This window comes from Neisseria lisongii, from assembly GCF_028463985.1.
Classification (GTDB): Bacteria; Pseudomonadota; Gammaproteobacteria; order Burkholderiales; family Neisseriaceae; genus Neisseria; species Neisseria lisongii.
In genome coordinates this window covers 225,552-248,770 of the sequence record NZ_CP116766.1, presented here as the reverse complement: position 1 = coordinate 248,770, position 23,219 = coordinate 225,552, and the positions used below count along the sequence as shown (strand labels likewise).

Genomic DNA, 23,219 nt, shown 5'->3' with positions numbered 1-23,219 from the left:
TTCAGACGGCCTCCAATCATTGTTTACCCAAAAAACACACCATGCCCCACGCCTTAATCCTTCAGCATACCGACCTCAAACAATGTGATTTGAGCATACTCGACCAACTGCCACTGGGCAAACCGACCGAATGCCGCCACAGTCTGCGTTTCCCCGTTGCCACCGATTTTACCCTGCCGCAATCAGTCGCCGACCAGCTGGCGCAGCAACAAATCGACTTCGCCGTTTTACCCGATCTCGCTTTCGCCGATTTAGGCCTGATTGTCAGCGATATGGATTCCACCCTGATTACCATCGAATGCGTGGACGAAATCGCCGCCGGTGTCGGCCTCAAAAACCAAGTTGCCGAAATTACCGAACGCTCCATGCGGGGCGAATTGGATTTCGAACAATCCCTGCGCCAACGTGTCGCCCTGCTCGCCGGTTTGAACGAAAACGTTTTACAACAAGTTTACGACCAAGTATTACAACTCTCTCCCGGCGCAGAATTTCTGCTCGCCGAATGCCACGCCCACAACGTCCCCTTTATGCTCGTCTCCGGCGGCTTCACCTTCTTTACCGAACGCCTGCAACAACAACTGGGCTTCGCCTACCAATACGCCAATATTTTGGACATCCAAAACGGCAAACTGACCGGCAACCTGCTCGGCGGCATTATCGATGCCCAAGCCAAAGCCCGACTGCTGCGGCAACACGCCGAACAACTCGGCATTCCAATGGAACGCACTCTGGCAATGGGCGACGGTGCCAACGACATCCCGATGATTGAAGCCGCAGGCTTCGGCATCGCCTACCGTGCAAAACCCAAAACCCAATCCCATGCCGACGCCTGCATCAACTTCGGCGGCTTGGAACGCATACGTTACTGGTTCAGATAAAATTTGAATGCCGCAAAAAACAATCCCTGCCTAAATTTTAAGCAGGGATTGTTTTTTGCGAATAATTTCAGAAAAAATAATCAGATAAGCACGTTATCCACAAATCTTACACACTTAATTTCAGTTTTCTTTGGGATATATAGTGAATTCATCCAATTTTCAGACGGCCTTTCCGACTCATTATGGTGTATCATTCCCGCTTTCCGGTTAAATCAGGTTAAAATAGTTCTTTATAACTATAGTGAATTTACTAAAAGTAGGACAAGGCGGCAAGCCAACGCCGTCATACTTTTAAAGTAAATTCACTATTTTGAGCAATATAATACGCATTTTCTTCACATTTATTCCCACAAAAGGCCCGATTATGGCACACCAATCCACCAATCACGCCCAGCGTTCTGCAAACCGCCGTTATCTTGCGGTTTGGCGTTGGCATTTTTATGCCGGTCTGTTCAGCGCACCGTTTCTGATTCTGCTTGCCGCTACGGGGCTGGCGATGATTTTGTTTGCCAATACCATCGGGCGGGACAACGAGCGCACTCATGTTACGCCGCAGGCAGTGGTGCAGCCTTTGTCGCTGCAGGCGGAAGCGGCACGCAGTGCCTTGAAGTCGGATACGGCTTCGGTGGCGCAGTATATTGCGCCCCGCAGTGAGGATATGGTGGCGGTGTTCCGTGTCAATAACGGCGACAAAGCGTTTATGGTGTCGGTCGATCCTTATACGGCGCAAGCGGTGGCGGTCAATCCCCGCAATCAGAATGCTTATCATTTGATGGACGATATTCACGGCGATATGCTGCTTGGCACATTCGGCGATTTTCTGATTGAGGCGGCGGCTTCGCTGACGATTCTGCTGATGGTGAGCGGGATTTATCTGTGGTGGCGCAAAAGCGGCAGTCTGAAAAAGATGCTGTTGCCGGAAATCGGCAGCGGCCGCAATGCGTGGCGCAGTCTGCATGGTGCAATCGGCGGTTGGATTAGTTTGATTTTACTGCTGTTTTGCCTGTCCGGCTTGGCATGGGCGGGTATTTGGGGCGGTAAGGCGGTACAGGCGTGGAGTCAGTTTCCGGCAGGCAAATGGGGCATTGCACCGAACCCTGAATCAGATGTCGTTACCCACGGCCGGTTATTGAACGACGGTAAAACCAAGGAAGTGCCTTGGGTGTTGGAATTGACACCGATGCCGCAGTCGGGCAGTACACTGGGGGAAAACGGCGTTGCCGCCGACCAGCCGCTGACTTTGGAAACACTCGACCGCTATGCCCGCGAAATCGGTTTCAAAGGCCGCTATCAGCTGAATCTTCCCAAAGGCGAAACCGGCGTGTGGACGCTGACGCAAGACTCGATGAGCTACGATGCCAACAGCCCGTTTATCGACCGCACGGTGCATATCGACCAATACAGCGGCAAAATCCTTGCCGACATCCGTTACGACGATTACAACTGGTTCGGCAAATTTATGGCGGTCAGCATTGCGCTGCACATGGGAACGCTGGGCTGGTGGAGTATTGCGTTTAATGTCGTGTTTTGCCTGAGCGTGATTGCGGTGTGCATCAGCGGCTTGGTGATGTGGTGGAAACGCCGTCCGCAAGGTGCCGGCTTGGCTGCGCCTGCAGACAAAAACGATTTGCCGTTTTGGTGGGGCATGGCCTTGCCGCTGCTGGTGCTGGCGGCGGCATTTCCGGCGGCGATTATGGTGATTCTGTTTTTCTGGCTGCTCGATACGCTGATTGTCGCCCGCATTCCGGCTTTGCAAAAATGGTTTCACTGATTGCCGTTTAAACTGAAAACCGATGCCGTCTGAAAATTCAATTTTCAGACGGCATTGCTATATCCCAAATCCCCGTCCTTCGGTTAAAATACAGCCCTTCTGACGATTTCCCCAAGCCACGCCCATGCGACTGACCCATATCAAACTTTCCGGTTTCAAATCTTTTACCGACCCGACCACCATTCACGTTCCCGGGCAGTTGGTTGCCGTTATCGGGCCGAACGGCTGTGGCAAATCGAATGTCATCGATGCCGTGCGCTGGGTGTTGGGCGAGGCTTCCGCCAAGCAGCTTCGGGGCGAAAGTATGCAGGACGTAATTTTCAACGGTGCCGCCACCCGCCGTCCTGCGCCGAGGGCTTCGGTGGAACTGGTGTTCGACAACAGCGACCACAGCCTGCAGGGCGCTTGGGGGCAGTATGCCGAAGTCAGCATCAAGCGCCAGCTCACCCGCCAAGGCGAATCGACCTATTTCATCAACAACCAAGTGGTGCGGCGGCGGGACATTACCGACCTGTTTTTAGGTACGGGCGTGGGCGCAAGAGGCTATGCGATTATCGAACAGGGCATGATTTCCCGCATTATCGAAGCCCGCCCCGAAGAATTGCGCGCCTACATCGAAGAAGCCGCCGGCGTATCCAAATACAAAGAGCGGCGGCGGGAAACCGAAGGCCGTCTGAAAGACACACGGGAACATCTGCAACGTCTGAGCGACTTGCAAAACGAGTTGGCACGCCAAGTCGAAAAGCTGGAAAAACAGGCTCAAACCGCCGAACAATACCAACAACTGACCCGACAGCTCAACCAACAGCAGGATTTGCTCGACTATGCCCAATGGCAGCAGTCGCTGACCGATGCCGACAAAGCCACAGAGCGCCATCAGGCATTGCAGGCACAGCAGGACGAAACCGCCGCCGCCGTGCAAAATCTGAGCGAAACCGTACATACCCTGCAGGCGGACGAACAAAATTGCCAGCAGCAGCTCCATGAATTAAACAACCGCCGAGGCATCTTGCGCGAGCAGATTGCCCGTCTGGAAGAACAAATCCGCCACCGGCGCAACTTGAGCCAGCGGCTCGAACGGGACCGCCAAACCGCCCAAGGCCAGCTTCAACGCATCGTTCAAGAACAAAAAACCATCGAATCGCAACTGGAAGAAAGCGACATCCAGATAGAAGACAAACAGGCCGAACTGGCCGAATGGGCGGTGCAGGTTGCCGAATACGAAACGCAGTTGCCCGAACTGGAAGCCGCCCAAGCCGCCGCCAACGCTGCGTTTACCGACCAGCAGGACGAAATCAACCGTTTCCGCCGTGAACTGGCGCTCAAACAGCAGCAGCTTGCCCATGCCGAACAGGCATACCGTCAGGCAGAAGCCCGCATAGGCCGTCTGAAAACCGAGCATCAGGCGCTCAACCTCCCCGACAGCAGCGAAACCGCCGCCGCCCGTGAAACCGTTGAACTGCTGCACAGCCAAGAGCTGCATTACGAAGAAGAAACCGCCGCCGCCGAGGAACAACTCGCCGGATTGCGCAACCGTTTTCAGACGGCCTCCGAGCAGTTTCAAACCCTGCAGCAGCAACATATTACCCTGCAGGCGCAACAGCAGGCGCTGGCACAAATCCTGTCGCAAAACCGCCAAGCCGCCGATTTTTGGCAGGCAGCCGGCGAACCCGAAGCGCCGCAGCTTTGGCAGCATATCCACGTTACCCCCGAATGGCAGCACGCCCTGAGCGTCATGCTGGACGAACGTCTGCACAGCCGCAGCGTTGCCGGCCGTTTCACCCCGCCCTCGCCGCTTCCCGCCGCCCAAGCCGTGTGGATAGCCGACACCTTGAGCGGCGGCATCAAAAAATCGCTTCCGGCGCAGGCGCTGCTCAACCAACTTCAAGCACAAGCCCCTTTTCAGACGGCCTTGCACCACTGGCTCGACGGCGTATTGTGCGCCCCCGACCTCGATTACGCCCTGCAGCACCGCCAAGATTTGAGCGACCGCCAAATCTGGCTCACGCCCGAAGGCCACCGCATCGACAAAGTCAGCGTCTGGCTCTACGCCGAAGCCGCCGCCGACAACCTCATCGCCCAGAAAAACCGCTTGGACGGATTAAGCGCCGAACTGGAACAACTATCGCCCCAAGTCGCACAGGCACAAGCGGCGTATCAACAGGCGCAGCAGGATTTGGCGGCGGCGGAAAACCGCTATACCGAACTCAACCGCCTGCAAAAACAGCACAGCCAGCAATACCGCCAAGCCCAACAGCGTGCCGCCGAACTGCTGGCACGCACCAATCAAGGCCAGCTTCGCCAAGAGCATATCCAGCAGGAACTGGCGCAGTTGGAAAACGAACAAGCCGTGTTGCAGCACAGCGCCGACAGTCTGCAGGACGACATCGCCGCCCTGCACGACACCCTCGCCGAATTGGAACACCAGCAGCAAAATGCCGCCCACGGCCGCCAAACCCAGCAAGGCCGTCTGAAACAGGCGCAACTCGCCCTACTGGAAACCAAGCGCCGCTACGGTTTGGCAGAAGTCGATGTCCACAAACTTCAGCAGCACAAACTCAACCTGCAGCAGCAAACCGACCGCCTCAACCAACAGGCAGCCGATTTGCAGGAACGCCAGCAGGAACTCGCCCTCGCCTACGAAAGCGAAATGCAGGACGACGAACAACACCTGCAACTGGAACAACTCACCGAATCGGCGCTGACACTGGACGACAGTTACGCCGAACAACACACCAAACTGGCGGACATTCAAGCGCAAGGGCGGGAACAATACGCCCGCCAACAGGCATTGCAGGCCAAGTTGCCCCAGCTTCAGGCCGCCACCCAAACCGCCCTGCTCCAACAACAGGAAGCCCTGCTCAACGCCAAACGTTTCCACCAAAACCTGATCGAGCGCCAAGCCGATTTCGACAACCTCGCCGAGCTGGCGCAAAACGCAGGCCGTCTGAATACGCTCAACAGCAACATCGGCAGCCTGAGCCGCCAAATCGAAGCCTTGGAACCGGTCAATCTCGCCGCCCTGCAGGAATTGGAAGAAGCCCGCGAGCGGGACGGATACTACCGCAGCCAAAGCGAAGACGTGCAGTCCGCCATTGCCCTGTTGGAAGAAGCCATCGGCCAAATCGACAGCAAAACCAAAGCCTGTTTCAAAGAAACCTTTGATGCCGCCAACGCCAAAGTCCAAGAATTTTTCCCGACCCTGTTCGGCGGCGGCGAAGCCAGCCTGAAAATGATCGGCGACGACCTGCTCACCGCCGGCGTATCCATCATGGCAAGGCCGCCGGGCAAACGCAACAGCACCATCCACCTGCTCTCCGGCGGCGAAAAAGCCCTGACCGCCATCAGCCTCGTGTTCGCCCTGTTCAGCCTCAACCCCGCCCCCTTCTGTTTGCTCGACGAAGTGGACGCACCGCTGGACGATGCCAATACCCTGCGTTTCTGCAATCTGGTCAAAGAAATGTCGGCACAAACCCAGTTCCTCTACATTTCCCACAACCGCCTGACCATGGAAATGGCCGAACAACTGGTCGGCGTAACCATGCAGGAAGAAGGCGTATCCCGCATCGTCGCCGTCAATATCCAACAAGCGCTGCAAATGGCCGAACCTTAACACGCAAGCGTGTGTGCCGAAGCATGCACGTGTTCGATGAATTCCTCATCGAGGCCGTCTGAAAACCGCAGGTTTCGCCAAAACGAGCGTAGCGAGTTTCTACACAGCTAAAATCAGATTTTCAGACGGCTTCGATATAAAACGCACAGAACAGGTGCGTGCTTTGGCTCACACTCTACAAGTGCCGGATTAAATGGTATGGATTATTCAGTTAATCCACTATATATATTTCAAATATTCCAAACCTACTTTAATCCAAATCTATTTGATTTATCAGCAATTTTACAAACCTCCCTTTTTTTGCTACAATACGCTATCGTTTGATTTTAATTGATTTATTTTTTCAATTTATGCCGCTCTGTCGGCATCAGACTTTTTTGTGGATACCGCTTTGGTTTGCCAGGCTGCGTTTCACTTTTCTTCAAACTTCATGGGCTGTTTGGCTGCCGTTGAGCGGCATGATTTTCAGACGGCCTGCCGTGCGGGTTGTTTCCGCATTTATCGCTGAAACAGTTGTTTTCCTAATCAAGCGTGCGATTGCTAGGGGAAAATAACATGCTTCGGCAATATTTCAATCTTGGGCTTTTGACGCTGACCGCCATACATTGCCCGCTCTGCTTTTAAGTCTGAAGTATGCTGCTGCGTGCGGCAAAGAATAATGCTTGTTCAGGCTTACGGTCAAAACACTTTATTTTCATATTGTTGCATCATTCTGCGTATGAAATGTGTTTCGGCTGTCGTTCACTATCAAACACTGGAGAACCTTATGAGTTTCAATTCACTTATCCAGCGAAAATCATCGTTTAATCCCGTGGTGATTACAGTTACCCTGTTTCTGGTTATGCTGTTGTTGGCGGCTACGCTGATTGCGCCGGAACAGATTCAAAGCCTGCTGAATGTTGCTAAAGAGGCGATTTTCAGGAATTTCAGCTGGTTTTATATTCTGACTTTTTCTCTGTTTCTGTTTTTCCTGATTCTGCTTGCCATCAGTAATTTGGGGAGTATCAAGCTCGGCACTGATGAAGAAGAACCGGAATTTTCGTTTATGTCGTGGCTGGCCATGCTGTTTGCCGCCGGTATGGGCGTGGGTCTGATGTTTTTCGGTGTTGCCGAACCTTTAATGCACTATGCCGATCCGATCAGCAAAGGACAGGCGCAGCAGGCGATGCTGCATACGTTTTTCCACTGGGGCATTCATGCTTGGTCGGTGTATGCGGTGATTTCGCTGGCGCTTGCCTATTTTGCTTTCCGCTACAAGCTGCCGTTGGCGCTGCGTTCGTGTTTTTATCCGCTGCTGAAAGACAAAATCAACAGCCGCTGGGGCGATATGGTGGACATTTTGGCACTGGTCGCCACGCTGTTCGGTATCATCACTACTTTGGGTTTCGGCGCTGCGCAGCTCGGTTCGGGGCTGCACCAAATCGGTTTGCTGTCGGAAAATAATTTCACCGTGCAGGTGGTGGTGATTTTTTCCGTGATGACGCTGGCGGTATTGTCTGCCATTTCCGGCGTGGGCAAAGGCGTGAAAATCCTGAGCGAAACCAATCTGGTGCTGGCGGCATTGCTGATGGTATTCGTATTGGTGAGCGGCCCGACCCTGCACCTGCTCTCGGCGTTCAGCAACAATTTGGGCGTGTACATCTCGAATTTAATCGAATTGAGCTTTAAAACCTATGTGTACGAACCGGACAACAACGGCTGGTTCAACGCTTGGACGATTATCTACTGGGCGTGGTGGTGTTCGTGGGCGCCGTTTGTCGGCCTGTTTATCGCCCGCATTTCCCGAGGCCGCACCGTGCGTGAATTTATTTTCGGCGTATTGGCCGTACCCAGCCTGTTTTGCGTCTTGTGGTTTACCGTCTTCGGCAACAGCGCCATCTGGCTCGATACCCACATTGCCAACGGTGCATTGGCGCAGCTGACTTCTGCCCCCGAACAATTACTGTTTGTCTTCTTAAGCTATCTGCCGCTGCCGACCTTGACCAGCATCGTGGCCTTAATCGTGATTTCCCTGTTTTTCATCACTTCCGCCGATTCCGGCATTTATGTGTTGAACAACATCGCTTCCCGAGACAAAAGCATGGCCTCGCCGAAATGGCAAGCAGTGATGTGGGGCGTGTTGATGTCGGTGGTCGCCATTGCCCTTACTGCTTCCGGCGGCTTGGCCGTGTTGCAGACCATGACCCTGATTACCGCCCTGCCGTTTACCGTATTGATGATTGTGATGGCATTCAGCTTGTGGAAAGCCTTGGAAACCGATAAAAAATACTTCGCCACCAATGTTACCCCGACCAGCATTTTCTGGAGCGGCGCACGCTGGAAAGAGCGTTTGGGCAAAATGCTCAGCCAATCTCAAGAACACGATATCCTCGCTTTTCTCAAACGCACTGCCCTGCCCGCCATGCGCGAATTGGGACGGGAACTGGATACGGTTTACGGCCTGTCGGTGCAAATCAACACCCAGTTTGACCAAAACGAACCTTCGCTGGAACTGGTGATTGAAAAATCCACCATGCGCAACTTCATTTACGGCATCAAATCCGTGCAATATCAGGTTGCCGAACAAATGGTGCAGGAAGGCAATCTGCCGCATATCCAAAGCACCAGCAGCTATGCGCCCGTTACCTATTTTTCAGACGGCCGCAACGGCTACGATGTGCAATATATGTCCCGTGAAGAGCTGATTGCCGACATTCTCAAACAATACGAACGCTACCTGAGCCTGATGGAACACGTCGGTCAGGACATCATGGCGCACGAGCAAACCGAACTGGCGGAATAAAGCAACCGCTTGAGGCAAGAAAAAAGCAAGGGAACTTTTCCCTTGCTTTTTTGGTTTTCAGACGGCTTCGACTAAAACTCACAGAACAGGTGCGTGCTTTGGCTCGCACCCTTGTATATCCAACTTCCAGTATCATAACAAGCAACACCCGCCCGGCCGCCACCCGTGCGCACCCAAGGTTCAACAACCGCTGTGTAGCTTAGGGAAGCCGGGCAACCCATCAACACAACCGGACAGTTGCCCGACAACACAACCGAATGCAAGACAGGTTTATGATGAGTACCCAAAACTACGGCGGTATCGACATCGCCAAACGAAACTTCGTTATCGGCATCACGTCTTCCAAAAAGACCAAAACCGAGACCAACAACCAAAAAGGCTTTCTCCACACCATCGAATACCTGAAAAAACATCAGGTCTCACTGGTTGTGATGGAAAGCACCGGCGGACTGGAAATCCCATTGGCCAAAGCACTGCACCGGGCAGGATTCAAAGTCATCATTGCCAATCCCCGTCAGACGCACCAATTCGCACAGTCGCAATCACTCACCAAAACCGATGCGGCCGATGCCAAAATGTTGGCGTTTTACGCACAGGTAATCACACAAAAGCCCGATTGGGAACGGCAGCTCTATACGCCGCCGAGTGAGGCAGAAGAAATCCTCGAAGCCTTAATCAGCCGCCGCACTCAACTGGTTGAAATGCGCAGTGCCGAAAAAAACCGTTTGCAGCAGGTACATGAAACACAGATTCAAAGTGTTGAAGCACTGATCGCACATTTCGACGCACTAATTGCTGCTTTGGACAGACAGATCGAAGAACATAACGACACTCATTTTGGCGACAAAAGCAGTCTGCTGCAAAGCATCAAAGGTATCGGCCCGACTACTGCGGCGACCTTATGTGCGATGTTGCCGGAATTGGGCAAAGTATCGCATAAACAGATTGCCGGTTTGGTAGGTGTCGCCCCTTATGTGAAAGAAAGCGGCACAATGAAGTTTAAAAGCCGCTGTTTCGGCGGGCGCAGTGCTGTACGCAAAACGCTGTATATGGCGGCGATGGTGGCGGCACACTACGAACCGAGGATTAAGGACTTCTACCAACGTCTGCGTTTGCGGGGTAAGCCGTACAAAGTGGCGGTAACGGCCTGTATGCGTAAGCTGCTGACGATTCTGAATGCGATGATGCGGGATCGTTTGGCGGCAGTGAGTGCTGTTTGATCATGTTGAAGTATTGCCGGTTTTGTTTAGACCGGCCTTCAGACTAACCGTTTTTGTATTTTTGCCCGACGGGGTGAAAAATACAGTTGCTACAAGTATCGGATTAAATTGTATGGATTATTAAGTGAATTCACGATACATTCTTAAGTACGCACATGTTTGCTCAATTCCTCATCAAGGCCGTCTGAAAATCAGCCAAACCCGATTTTCAGACGGCCTTGCGCCATATCGTTATGCCAAAATCTTGCCGACGATTTCGCCGACATCTTTTGATAACGACGGTTGAGCGGCGATGCGCTGCAACTCGGCGCTCATCAGGCTGCGGCGGTGAGGTTCGAGCTTTTTGCAGATGTTGAACGCCTGCACCAGTCGGGCGGCGATTTGCGGGTTGAAGCGGTCGATGGCGATCACTTTATCTGCCACAAAGCGGTAACCGCTGCCGTTTTCGGCGTGGAAATGCGGCACATTGCGGCTGAAGCTGCCGATTAAGGCACGGGCTTTGTTGGGGTTTTCCAAGCTGAATTTCGGGTGCTGCAAGGCGGCTTCTACCCGCTGCGGCGTGTCGCTGCGGTGGCTGCTGCCGATCAGGGCGAAATATTTGTCCATCACCAGCGCATCATCGGCAAAACGATGGCCGAAGTCTGCCAACAGTTGCGCTGCGGCTTCGTTATCCAAATGATTGACGGCATTTAAAATGCTGATTTCGTGGGTCATGTTGCGGGCAAATTGTTCGTAGCCGTCTGAATATTGCTGCACATACCCCCCGCCCTGCGGCGTACGCACCAACAGCAGGCGCAGGGCGGCGAGCAGCGAGCGTATGCCGGCAAGCTGCGGGTGATATTCGTAAGGCTGCGCCAAGCCGCTTTCGGCTTCCTGCGCCGCTGCCCATTGATACACCGCCGCCAATTCTTCTGCACACGCTTGCGCCAGCGTATCGAGCAGCGTTTCCCGTGCCTGATGGTAGTGCAGCGGATGAATATTGTCGGCACCGTCCCACAATTCGCTGCTGCCCGGCACGCTCAACAATACCGCCTTAAATGCGGCATCTAAGGTTTGGTCGTTCAAAATCTGTTTCACTGCCGCTGCCAAGCCCTGATGCGGCGGACAGGCCTCGCCCTGCGCCAGCGCCTGCAGATTGTCGGCAACGGCTCGGCGGAACAGGGTTTGCCCCGCTTCCCAACGGGAAAATTCATCGGTATCGTGTGCCAACAGCAGCAATAAATCGGCTTCGCTGTAAGGATAACGGCAATGCACCGGCGCACTGAATCCCCGCAGCAGCGAGGGAACAACATCTTCTGCCACGCCTTCCAAACGGAAAGTCTGCTCGGCTTCGGTCAGCAGCAATACCGTCTCTTCAACTGTTTTGCCCTGATATGTAAACGCCGCCGCTTCGCCGTTGCGTTTGATCAGCGCCACTTTCAGCGGAATCATCATCGGCTGTTTGTCTGCCATATCGGGGGTTGGCGGAATGCTTTGTTTGACCGTTAATTCGAAACCGCCGTTTTTCAGACGGCCTGTAATGTCCAGCGTCGGTGTTCCCGCCTGACTGTACCATAGGGCAAACTGATCGAGGTTAATGCCGTTGGCTTCCGCCATCGCCATGCGGAAATCGTCGCAAGTTACCGCCTGCCCGTCGTGGCGTTGGAAATAGAGCTGCATACCTTTTTGAAAACCCGCCTCGCCCAACAGAGTGTGATACATGCGCACCACTTCCGCCCCTTTTTCATAGACGGTCATGGTGTAGAAATTGTTCATTTCCTCATAGCTTGCGGGGCGCACCGGATGGGCGGTCGGGCCGGCATCTTCGGGGAACTGGTGCTGGCGCAGCAGGCGGATATTGTCTATCCGGCGCACGGCACGGCTCGCACGGTCGGCGGAAAATTCCTGATCCCGAAAAACCGTCAGCCCTTCTTTGAGCGACAGTTGGAACCAGTCCCGACAAGTAACCCGATTGCCCGTCCAGTTGTGGAAATATTCATGTCCGATAACCGATTCGATGCCTTCAAAATCGCTGTCAGTAGCAGTGCGGCTGTCGGCCAGCACATATTTGGTGTTGAAAATATTCAGGCCTTTGTTTTCCATCGCCCCCATATTGAAATCGCCGACGGCCACCACCATGAAAATATCCAAATCGTATTCCAAACCGAAGCGGGTTTCGTCCCATTTCATGGCGTGTTTCAACGATTCGACCGCAAAGCCGACTTTCGCTTGGTCGGCGGCGGCGGTGTAAAACTCGATTTTGACGGTTTTGCCGCTGCGGGTAACGAAGGTATCTTCGGTTTTCGCCAACTGCCCCGCCACCAAAGCAAACAGATAGCTCGGCTTGGCAAACGGATCGACCCATTTCACCCAATGGCGGCTGCCGCTTTCGCCTTTTGCCACCGGATTGCCGTTGGAAAGCAGCACGGGATAACGTGTTTTATCCGCCTCGATGGTGGTGGTGAATTTCGCCATCACGTCAGGACGGTCGGCATAATAAGTGATTTTGCGGAAACCTTCCGGCTCGCACTGGGTAAACAGATTGCCGCCCGAAGCATACAGCCCCATCAGCGATTTGTTTGCCTCCGGCAAAATGCGGGTCTGCACTTCCACGCAAAACGGCTCGTGCGGCACATTTTCCACCGTCAGTTTTTCGTCTGCCAAACAGTATTCCGCCGCTTCGCCGTTGATTTTCAGCGACAACAGTTCCGCCGAACCGTCCAACACCAGCGATTCGCCGCTGCGTTGCGGCTCAATCTGCAAAGTTGCGGTTACCACGGTTTGGCTGTCTTGAATATCGAAATGCAGACTGGTTTCGCTGATTTGATACGCCGGTGTTTGGTAATCTTTTAAATAGTGTACGGTTTTGCTCATTTTATCTTCTCGTGTTTATCGACAGGCCGTCTGAAAACCGTGGTTTTCAGACGGCCTCGCTCTCTCGGTTTACAAACCCAGTTCCTGCCACATGGCATCGACTTTCGCCACCACACCGGCATCTTTGCAGATCACCCGACCCCATTCTCGCTGCGTTTCGCCCGGCCATTTATTGGTTGCGTCCAAGCCCATTTTGCCGCCCAAGCCGCTCACCGGGCTGGCGAAATCGAGATAATCGATCGGCGTATTTTCCACCAATACCGTATCCCGAACGGGGTCCATGCGGGTGGTTACCGCCCAGATAACTTCTTTCCAGTCCCGCACATTTACATCATCGTCCACCACAATAATAAATTTGGTGTACATAAACTGGCGCAGAAAACTCCAGCAGCCCATCATTACCCGCTTGGCGTGTCCGGCATACTGTTTCTTGATGCTCACCACCGCCATGCGGTAGGAACAGCCCTCTGGTGGTAGATAAAAGTCGGTAATTTCGGGAAACTGCTTCTGCAGCAGCGGCACAAACACCTCGTTCAACGCCACACCCAATACCGCCGGTTCATCAGGCGGTTTGCCGGTGTAAGTGCTGTGGTAAACCGGATCGCGGCGCATGGTAATGCGTTCCACCGTCAAGACCGGAAAACGATCCTGCTCGTTGTAATAACCCGTATGATCGCCGTAAGGGCCTTCCAGCGCCGTTTCATTCGGATAAATGACACCTTCCAACACCATTTCCGCCCGTGCCGGCACCTGCAAATCGCTACCGATACACTTCACCAGTTCCGTGCGCGCGCCCCGCAGCAAACCGGCAAACTGATACTCGCTTAAAGTATCGGGAACCGGCGTTACCGCCCCCAAAATCGTTGCCGGATCACAGCCCAACACCACCGCCACCGGATACGGCGTATCCGGATTCAGACGGCGGAATTCCTGATAATCCAAAGCCCCGCCCCGGTGCGACAGCCAACGCATAATCAACTTGTTTTTACCCAACAGCTGCTGGCGGTAAATCCCCAGATTCTGCCGCTTTTTATAAGGGCCTCGGGTTACCGTCAGCCCCCACGTTACCAACGGCGCAACATCTTCCGGCCAGCAATGCTGAATCGGCAAGCGGAACAAATCCACCTCGCCGCCTTCCCACACAATTTCCTGACACGGCGCATTTTTCACCACATTCGGTGCCATGCTCCAAATATCCTTCAGCAGCGGCAACTTGGAAAAAGCATCCTTAATCCCCTTTGGCGGCTCAGGCTCTTTCAAATACGCCAGCGTCTGCCCGATTTCACGCAGCTTGGCGACACTATCCGCCCCCATGCCCAACGCCACCCGCTCCGGCGTACCGAAAAGATTCGCCAACACCGGAAACTCATACGCCGAACCGTCCGAACGCACCGGTTTTTCAAACAACAGCGCCGACCCTTCCGAACGCAACACCCGATCGGCAATTTCCGTCATTTCCAAATAAGGCGACACCGGCGCACCGATCCGCTTCAGCCGCCCCGTTTCTTCCAAACGGGCGATAAATTCTCTCAAATCACGATATTTCATATCTTCCCCATGCCATGCCGTCTGAAAAACAAACGAAACAGGTTTTCAGACGGCATCCAAAATCATGCTGCATTATAGCCGAAACACTTCATTTTCCATACCGACCAAACGAGCCGACGCTGCGCTGTTTTAAAGCGAATCCACCACATCTTATCCACAATACCGTTGCCCGATACCAAAATTATGCTACAATACGCCCCTACTCCGTATCGGGTCTGTAGCTCAGGGGTTAGAGCAGGGGACTCATAATCCCTTGGTCGTGGGTTCGAAACCCACCGGACCCACCACATTCAAGCCGCATGGATTTTTTCCTGCGGCTCTTCTCATATTCAGCCGCCGCACGCCCACTGTTGCCCCGCCACAACACCGCCAACCAACGATATTTTCATAAAAAACAAACCCCTATCCCCGATTTTCATGCCCTGATTCTAATCAAATTCCTAAACTGTTGAAAAAAAAAAAAAAAAAAAAAAAAAAAAAAAATAGAATAATTTTTTTCTACAAAAAAGGAAAACCAACCATGAAAAAAACCCTACTGCTCAGCCTGATCACCCTCGCCCTCGCCCAACCCGCATTCGCCACCAACTGGGTGCGGATTGGCGGTAATAATGAAACTATCGGCAACAGCAAAGCTACCTACTGGTACGATTCCGATTCCGTCCGCTATGATTACGCTACCTTTAAAGACGGCTATAAAACCCGCTATGTGCAGGTGAAATATGCCTCAAGACTTAGTCCTGCTTGGTATAACGATACTATCGGCTTATATGTCGATGAAGAGCAAGTCGTAACCAAAATCTCCTGCAGCCCGCTGCAGAAATACCGCTTAGGCAATATACAATCAGCCACATTTTGGAAAAACGACAAACTGGTCTTTAACCAAAAACTGCCAAGCAATTTGGAGTGGGAAACTTACAGTAACGCTTCGCTTGCCAGTTATCTCTACGATACTTTATGTAATTAATCATTCATGCTTGAGTAGGTCGGATTCTCAAATCCGACCTTTTTCGTTGCAGCGTGGATATTTGAAATATAAACGGATTCTGTGGCTTGAATAGGCCGTCTGAAAATACGGACTTGCGCATTTTCAGACGGCTTTGGTTTCTCTCTTCACTTCAAAATCTTATCGCCAAACGAAAACACTGCCAGCCCAATTCCCATGATGCCCAGCCCGAGCAGTTTGCTGAAGCTGATTTCCCGTGCCGCCATGCCGATTAAACCAAAGTGATCGATAATGGCGGCGGCGGTGAGCTGGCCGATGATGATGACGAACAGCATATTTGCCACACCGAGTTTGGGAGCGAGCAGGATGGTGGTGAACACGAACAGCGATCCCAGCAGGCCGCCGCTCAGTTTCCACCACGGCTGTTGCCCGACGGTGGCGAGATGGCCGAATAAATCGGTTTTTGCCCACGCTGCGAAAAACAGAAATAGAGTGCCGACGGCGAATGAAACAAAAGTTGCCACCAAAGTTTCGCCGCCTGCGGCTGCCGCCAAACGGCTGTTTACCGCCGCCTGAATCGGCAATGCCAGCCCGGCCGACAGGGCAATCAACAGATACAGTGCAAACATTTTGATATTCCGTTTTGATAAAGATGGTCTGATTATATAACGAAGTGGCTTGAGGCCGTCTGAAAATGAACGCAGTGAATTTCTGCGAAGCTAAAACCGTAGGTTTCGCTAAAATGAACGCAGTGAATTTCTGCGCAGCTAAAAATCAGCCGGCGGATTGTTTTGTATTTATCCGGCAATACGTTAAAATAGCGGCCTTATTCCAAACCAAACCCGATTATGCCGAACAAACCGACTGCATTTTTTGCCGCTCTGCTGCTTCTGCCGGCACTTGCCGCCTGCGACAAAACGCCGCAAACCGTAACCCTGCAGGGCGAGACGATGGGGACGACTTATACTGTGAAATATCTGCCGCCAAGCAGCGGTAAAACGCCTGCGGCGGCGAAATTGCAGCAGCAGATTGACGAAGCGCTGGAGGAAGTAAACCGCCAAATGTCCACTTATCGGGAAGATTCGGAAATCAGCCGCTTCAACCAAGCGGCGGCGGGCGAAACGCCGTTGGCGGTTTCGGCGGATTTTGCCGAAGTAACCGCCGAGGCAATCCGTCTGAACCGGATTACGCAGGGGGCGTTGGACGTAACGGTCGGACCTTTGGTCAATCTGTGGGGCTTCGGGCCGGGCAAGGAGGTCGTTAAAGAGCCGAGTGCCGAAGCAATCGAAGCCGCTGCCCGTGTGAGCGGTATCGATAAAATTGCTTTGTCGCAAAACGGCACGCAGGCAATGCTGGCAAAAACCGAAAACGGCGTATATCTGGATTTGTCTTCGATTGCCAAAGGCTTCGGCGTGGACAAAGTAGCGGCCACGCTGGAACAGGCCGAGATTGACAATTATCTGGTGGAAATCGGCGGCGAGCTGCACGGCAAGGGGCATAATGCCCAAAACGAGGCATGGCGGGTCGGCATCGAGCAGCCGAATATCGTTCAGGGCGGGGCCGCCCAAATCGTGGTGCCGCTCAACAACCGTTCGCTGGCCACTTCGGGCGACTACCGCATTTTCCACACCGATGCGCACGGCAAACGCCTGTCGCACATCATCAATCCGCAAACCCGCCGCCCCATCAGCCACAATCTGGCCTCCATCAGCGTGGTCGCCGACAATGCCATGACCGCCGACGGGCTTTCTACGGGCTTGTTTGTTTTGGGCGAACAGGCGGCGCTGAAACTGGCGGAAGCGGAAAATCTGGCGGTCTTCCTGATTATCCGCGACCAAGACGGCTACCGCACCGCCATGTCCTCCGCATTTAGAAAACTTGTAACGGAACACAAACCATGAAAACCATACTGCTAACTTTTGCCCTGTTTCTGCTGGTGATTTTCGGCATGGCGGTCGGCTATATTTTTTCCCGCCGCACCATCAAAGGAAGCTGCGGCGGCATTTCCTCGCTGGGCATGAAAAAAATGTGCGACTGCGACACGCCCTGCGACACCTTGCAGAAAAAATTAGACGAAGCGGCGGCACAAAACAGGCCGTCTGAAAACGGCATCCGTGTCGATCGCTGATTTCTCATATCCACCACACGCAAACCATGAACAAAACCATACGCCAAGAAATTTTCGAGCGTTTCCGAGCCGCCAATCCGCACCCGACCACTGAGTTGAATTTCAGCAGTCCGTTTGAGCTGCTGATTGCCGTGCTGCTCTCGGCGCAAGCCACCGATGTCGGCGTGAACAAAGCTACCGCCAAGCTGTTTCCCGTTGCCAACACGCCGCAGGCGCTGCTGGATTTGGGCTTGGAAGGCGTGATGGAATACACCAAAACCATCGGCCTCTACAAAACCAAGTCCAAACACATTATCGAAACCTGCCAAATCCTGCTCAACCGCCATCAGGGCGAAGTTCCCGAAAACCGGGAAGCCTTGGAAGCGCTGCCGGGCGTGGGTAGGAAAACCGCCAATGTGGTACTCAATACCGCTTTCGGTTGGCCGGTGATGGCGGTGGACACGCATATTTTCCGGGTGTCCAACCGCACCAAAATCGCCCCCGGCAAAGACGTGCGCGAAGTGGAAGACAAACTCATGCGTTTTATCCCCAAAGAATTTCTGATGGATGCCCACCACTGGCTGATTTTACACGGCCGCTACACCTGCAAAGCCCTCAAGCCGCAATGCGAACGCTGCCTGATTAACGATTTGTGCGAATACAAAGGCAAAACCGTCTGACCAATCAAGCCGCCGTACGCAGGCCGTCTGAAAATGAGCAGAGCGAATTTCTGCGCAGCTAAAACCGTAGGTTTCGCCAAAATAAGCGGAGCTAAAATTCGCTCTGCTCATTTTCAGACGGCCTTGCGGCAACAGTTACACCGCTAAAATATCTTGAAAAAATATCCATAAGCTGTAAAATTCAAAAGCATATTTCCAAAATAAAGCAGCAGGGGTTTCCTGCCGCACACACCATCCGCATCCAAAGGAACACCGTGAACAAACCCGCATCTTCCTACCTCGCCCTTGCCACCGCCGCCCTGTTTGCGCTGGGCGGGTGCGACAAAGTCGATCATTTTTTCGGCAACAGCCAAACAGACGAAACGCCGGTGCAGCGTATCGAACCGAAAAACGACAACACCATCGGTATGCTGCTGCCCGACTTTGCCCAACTGGTACAAAACGAAGGCGCAACCGTCGTCAATATCCAAGCCCTGCCGAACCGCCAAAACTCAGGCAACGAAAGCGGCATGGATTTGAGCCAGTTTCCCGAAAACGATCCGTTTTACGAATTTTTCAAACGCTTGGTGCCGAATATGCCCGACATCGGCCAAGATGACAGCCCCGAGAGCAACGCCAGCTTCGGTTCGGGCTTCATCATCAGTGCCGACGGCTATATTTTAACCAATGCCCACGTTGTCAACGGCATGGACAACATTAAAGTCATGCTCAACGACAAACGGGAATATTCCGCCAAATTAATCGGTGCCGACAGCCAGTCTGACGTAGCCCTGCTGAAAATCGATGCCGACAATCTGCCGACCATCAAAGTCGGCAACGCCCACGATTTGAAACCCGGCGAATGGGTGGCCGCCATCGGCGCACCATTCGGATTTGACAACAGCGTAACCGCCGGTATCGTGTCCGCCAAAGGCCGCAGCCTGCCGAACGAAAACTACACGCCGTTTATCCAAACCGACGTTGCCATCAACCCCGGCAATTCCGGCGGCCCGCTGTTTAACCTGAAAGGTCAGGTTGTCGGCATCAATTCACAGATTTACAGCCGCAGCGGCGGCTTTATGGGCATTTCGTTTGCCATTCCGATTGACGTGGCGATGAATGTTGCCGAACAGCTCAAAACCACCGGTAAAGTCCAACGCGGCCAACTCGGCGTGATTATTCAGGAAGTATCGTATGCCTTGGCTCAATCCTTCGGTTTGGAAAAAGCCGGCGGCGCACTGATTGCCCGAGTACTGCCCAACAGCCCCGCCGCAGCCGCAGGCCTGCAAACCGGAGACATCGTATTGAGCGTCAATGGCGAAGAAGTGCGTGCTTCCAGCGATTTGCCGGTGATGGTCGGCTCGTTTACACCGGGTAACGAAGTGAAACTGGGTATTTGGCGCAAAGACAAACAGATCGACATCAGCGTCAAACTTGCCAGCGTCGAGCCGCTGAATGCCGGCGGCAAAATCATTCACGACGACCCTGCTTATCAGGACGACGTACGCAATTTCAGCGTGGAAGAAGCCGGATTAACCCTGCAAACCCGCATTGCCGGCGGCAAACAGTTGGTAGTGGTAACCGGCGCAGCAGGTGCAGCCGAACGTGCCGGACTGAAACGGGGCGACCAGATTCTCGCCATCGGCCAAACAGCGGTTGAAGACGAAACCACGCTGCGCAATGCCTTGGCAAAAAGCGGCAAAAATGTTCCGCTGCTGATCCAACGCAACAACGATACTGTGTTTTTAGCCCTAAATCTGCAATAAAACAGCATATTTCAGGACAAAACAAACGGTTTGTAATAAAACTGAAGCGTATCAAACCATAATCGGTTAAGCCGCTGCACAATCTGCGGGCATCGTTTTGAATATGATTGACGATACCCGCCGACTGCGGTTATGTTACAGGCTGCCCGTTTCGGCTTTATTTGTAGCAAACTCACTGTCAAACAGCCGTTTTCAGACGGCCTGTTTTCCACCAAGCCGATGAACGTCCCCTATTCTGCCGTACCGCAACGTACGGCGGAATATAGCTGTATCCGCCGAACGCAAGGGAGAAGCAGCGTCCGGCACGGCTCGGGTAAATGGCGAGACAATAACTATTTTAATAACTTGATGATATTAAATACCATGCAACTAATTGACTACTCTGATTCTTTTTTATCCGTCGTACCGGCTTTTCTGGCGCTGGCACTGGCGATTATCACCCGTCGGGTGCTGCTTTCACTGGGTATCGGCGTTTTGGTCGGCGTGTTTATGCTGGTCGGCGGTGCGCCGCTGGACGCTGCAGCGCAGTTGAAATCAATGGCGGTTTCGCTGATTTGGGACGGCAACGACTGGTCTTTGGGCAAACTCAAAATCCTGATTTTCCTGTTGCTGCTCGGCATTTTCACTTCGCTGCTGACCTATTCCGGAAGTAATCAGGCATTTGCCGACTGGGCGAAACAGCATATCAAAGACCAACGCGGTGCCAAAATGCTGACTGCCTGCCTGGTGTTCGTAACCTTTATCGACGACTATTTCCACAGCCTGGCCGTCGGTGCGATTGCCCGTCCGGTAACCGACAAATTCAAAGTTTCCCGTGCCAAGCTGGCGTATATTCTCGACTCAACCGCTGCGCCGATGTGCGTTTTGATGCCGGTTTCCAGTTGGGGCGCTTCGATTATCGCCACACTTTCCGGCCTGCTGGTTACCTACCACATCACCGGCTACACGCCGATGGGGCTGTTTGTTTCCATGAGTCTGATGAACTACTACGCCCTGTTTGCCCTGCTGATGGTGTTCACCGTGGCCTATTTCTCTTTCGACATCGGCTCGATGGCGGAATTGGAACGTGCCGCCCGTGAAAGCGAAGCCGGTGATTCAACAGAAAGCAGCCACGGCCAAGGTCGGGTTTATGCACTGATTATTCCGGTTTTGGTGCTGATTTTTTCAACTATTGCCGCCATGCTCTACACCGGTGCGCAGGCCTTAGACAGCTTCAGCCTGCTGGGTGCGTTTGAAAACACCGATGTGAACACTTCTCTGGTATTCGGCGGCGTATGCGGCGTATCGGCGGTGTTGCTGTGTACAATCGGCACGATTGCGGGCAAAGACTACCCGCACGCCGTATTCCAAGGCATGAAATCCATGATCGGGGCGATTACCATTCTGATTTTGGCATGGCTGATCAGCATCGTGGTCAGCGATATGCACACCGGCGAATACCTTTCCAAACTGGTTGCGGGCAACATCAACCCTGCCCTGCTGCCGGCGATTCTGTTCCTGCTAGGTAGCGTGATGGCGTTTGCCACCGGCACCAGCTGGGGTACGTTCGGCATTATGCTGCCGATTGCCGCTGCAATGGCGGTGAAAGTCGATCCGTCGCTGACCGTACCGTGTATGTCTGCGGTGATGGCGGGCGCAGTATGCGGCGACCACTGTTCGCCGATTTCCGACACCACCATTCTGTCGTCCACCGGCGCACACTGCAACCACATCGACCACGTTACTTCGCAACTGCCTTACGCCCTGACCGTCGCCGCTTCGGCCACCGTCGGTTATCTGGCGCTGGGCTTTACCCAATCTGCCCTGCTTGGCTTTATTGTCAGCGGTATCGCCATGTTCGGCCTGATTCTGCTGCTGAAAAACAAACAAAACCGGCCTGCCTGATGATGTCGGTATCATGTCGGTTTTCAGACGGCCTCTTGAGGCCGTCTGAAATTTTAAAGCCGAGCTGTTTCGGCAATATTACGGAAACCCAACCATGTCTGCACCCTCTCTGCCGCGCGGCCCGGTGATGGCCGATGTCGAAGGCCTTGCCCTGACTCCGGAAGAAAAAAAACGCCTGCTCGATCCGGCCATCGGCGGCATTATTCTGTTCCGCCGCAATTTTGAAAATATTGACCAACTCAAGAATCTGATTCGGGAAATCAAAGCCCTGCGCCAACCCGAACTGATTATCGCCGTCGATCACGAAGGCGGACGGGTTCAACGCTTTATCCCCGGTTTCACCCGCCTGCCCGCCATGAGCGTATTGGGCGAAGTTTGGGATACGCAGGGCGAAGCCGCTGCCAAACATTATGCCGAACAGGTCGGCTGGGTTTTGGCCGCCGAATTGAGCGCCTGCGGGATAGATTTATCGTTTGCCCCCGTATTGGATTTAGACTGGGGCAAATCCGCCGTTATCGGCAACCGCAGTTTCCACCGCAATGCCGAAATCGTGAGCGAACTGGCGCTGGCGCTGCAGCGGGGCTTAAACCGCGGCGGTATGAAATCCTGCGGCAAACATTTTCCCGGCCACGGTTTCGCCGAGGGCGACAGCCACCTCGACCGCCCGTCAGACAAACGCACGCTGGCGGAATTAGCCGCTGAAGACATGTTGCCGTTTCAACGTTTGAGCGACGCAGGCATGGCTGCCGTGATGCCCGCCCACGTTGTTTATCCGCAAATCGACAGCCGTCCTGCAGGTTTTTCCGCCGTATGGCTGAAAGACATTCTGCGCAAGCAAATCGGCTTTCAGGGCGTCATTTTCACCGACGATTTAACCATGGAAGGCGCTTGCGCCGCCGGCGGCATTTGCGAACGTGCCGACAGCGCCTTTGCCGCCGGTTGCGATATTGCGCTGGTGTGCAACCGCCCTGATTTGGTGGACGAATTGCGTGCCGCATTCAAAATGCCTGACAACCCCGATTTGGCACGCCGCTGGCAATATATGGCCAACACGCTGGGACAGGCCGCCGCCGAAAAAATGCTGCAACAGACGGATTTCCAAGCCGCCCAAGCCTTAACCGCCGCCCTTGCCTCGCCGAAAGACACCGCAGGCGGCGTTCAGGTCGGCGAAGCGTTTTAACGCAACAAACCACAC

The 23,219-nt window shown here is 53.6% G+C and carries 15 protein-coding genes and 1 tRNA gene; 13 read left to right on the top strand and 3 right to left on the bottom strand.

Annotated elements, in window-relative coordinates; genetic code table 11:
• The first annotated feature begins 41 nt into the window (after window positions 1-41).
• The 5 genes from serB (at window position 42) to PJU73_RS01140 (ending at window position 10,264) form a co-directional block, all read left to right on the top strand.
• Window positions 42-878, top strand: a complete 837-nt coding sequence (gene serB / locus PJU73_RS01160; RefSeq protein WP_237091628.1) for a phosphoserine phosphatase SerB — start codon at window positions 42-44, stop codon at window positions 876-878.
• 364 nt (window positions 879-1,242) lie between these two features.
• Window positions 1,243-2,649, top strand: a complete 1,407-nt coding sequence (locus tag PJU73_RS01155; RefSeq protein WP_237091626.1) for a PepSY-associated TM helix domain-containing protein — start codon at window positions 1,243-1,245, stop codon at window positions 2,647-2,649.
• 124 nt (window positions 2,650-2,773) lie between these two features.
• Entirely contained in the window at window positions 2,774-6,262 is a 3,489-nt protein-coding gene (smc, locus tag PJU73_RS01150; protein ID WP_237091625.1) for a chromosome segregation protein SMC, read from the top strand.
• A 766-nt stretch (window positions 6,263-7,028) separates the two neighbouring features.
• Window positions 7,029-9,044, top strand: a complete 2,016-nt coding sequence (locus PJU73_RS01145) for a BCCT family transporter (RefSeq protein WP_237091623.1) — start codon at window positions 7,029-7,031, stop codon at window positions 9,042-9,044.
• A gap of 257 nt (window positions 9,045-9,301) precedes the next feature.
• On the top strand, window positions 9,302-10,264 hold the full coding sequence (locus PJU73_RS01140; protein ID WP_443094073.1) for an IS110 family RNA-guided transposase: 963 nt from the start codon (window positions 9,302-9,304) through the stop codon (window positions 10,262-10,264).
• A 231-nt stretch (window positions 10,265-10,495) separates the two neighbouring features.
• Here PJU73_RS01140 and pepN read toward each other — a convergent pair whose 3' ends face one another.
• Window positions 10,496-13,117, bottom strand: coding sequence for an aminopeptidase N (gene pepN / locus PJU73_RS01135; RefSeq protein WP_237091057.1), 2,622 nt, complete (start codon window positions 13,115-13,117; stop codon window positions 10,496-10,498).
• Window positions 13,118-13,186: 69 nt separating this feature from the next.
• Window positions 13,187-14,665: a 4-hydroxy-3-polyprenylbenzoate decarboxylase gene (gene ubiD, locus PJU73_RS01130; RefSeq protein ID WP_237091056.1), complete on the bottom strand. Its 1,479-nt coding sequence runs from the start codon at window positions 14,663-14,665 to the stop codon at window positions 13,187-13,189.
• Between the two features lie 211 nt (window positions 14,666-14,876).
• On the opposite strand from ubiD, the gene PJU73_RS01125 reads away from it, so the two are divergent.
• Together PJU73_RS01125 and PJU73_RS01120 are read left to right on the top strand one after the other, a co-directional pair.
• Window positions 14,877-14,952, top strand: a tRNA-Ile gene (locus PJU73_RS01125).
• A 233-nt stretch (window positions 14,953-15,185) separates the two neighbouring features.
• A complete protein-coding gene (locus tag PJU73_RS01120) occupies window positions 15,186-15,629 on the top strand; it encodes a hypothetical protein (protein WP_237091055.1) in 444 nt (147 codons plus the stop codon).
• A gap of 146 nt (window positions 15,630-15,775) precedes the next feature.
• On the opposite strand, the gene PJU73_RS01115 is transcribed toward PJU73_RS01120, so the two are convergent.
• Entirely contained in the window at window positions 15,776-16,237 is a 462-nt protein-coding gene (locus PJU73_RS01115; protein WP_237091054.1) for a DMT family transporter, read from the bottom strand.
• Window positions 16,238-16,456: 219 nt separating this feature from the next.
• Between PJU73_RS01115 and PJU73_RS01110 the strand changes: the two genes are divergently transcribed.
• The 6 genes from PJU73_RS01110 to nagZ all read left to right on the top strand — a co-directional run bounded on the left by PJU73_RS01110 (window position 16,457) and on the right by nagZ (window position 23,204).
• Complete coding sequence (locus PJU73_RS01110; RefSeq protein ID WP_237091053.1) at window positions 16,457-17,509, top strand: FAD:protein FMN transferase; 1,053 nt, start codon at window positions 16,457-16,459, stop codon at window positions 17,507-17,509.
• Window positions 17,506-17,736, top strand: coding sequence for a (Na+)-NQR maturation NqrM (gene nqrM, locus PJU73_RS01105; protein WP_237091052.1), 231 nt, complete (start codon window positions 17,506-17,508; stop codon window positions 17,734-17,736). Before PJU73_RS01110 ends, nqrM begins: the two co-directional genes overlap by 4 nt.
• 26 nt (window positions 17,737-17,762) lie before the next feature.
• A complete protein-coding gene (nth, locus tag PJU73_RS01100; RefSeq protein WP_237091051.1) occupies window positions 17,763-18,395 on the top strand; it encodes an endonuclease III in 633 nt (210 codons plus the stop codon).
• A 254-nt stretch (window positions 18,396-18,649) separates the two neighbouring features.
• The gene (locus PJU73_RS01095; RefSeq protein ID WP_237091050.1) at window positions 18,650-20,140 is read left to right on the top strand and encodes a DegQ family serine endoprotease; all 1,491 of its coding nucleotides are present in this window, start codon (window positions 18,650-18,652) and stop codon (window positions 20,138-20,140) included.
• A gap of 363 nt (window positions 20,141-20,503) precedes the next feature.
• On the top strand, window positions 20,504-22,024 hold the full coding sequence (locus PJU73_RS01090; RefSeq protein WP_237091062.1) for a Na+/H+ antiporter NhaC family protein: 1,521 nt from the start codon (window positions 20,504-20,506) through the stop codon (window positions 22,022-22,024).
• Between the two features lie 94 nt (window positions 22,025-22,118).
• Window positions 22,119-23,204, top strand: a complete 1,086-nt coding sequence (gene nagZ / locus PJU73_RS01085) for a beta-N-acetylhexosaminidase (RefSeq protein WP_237091049.1) — start codon at window positions 22,119-22,121, stop codon at window positions 23,202-23,204.
• Window positions 23,205-23,219 lie beyond the last annotated feature (15 nt).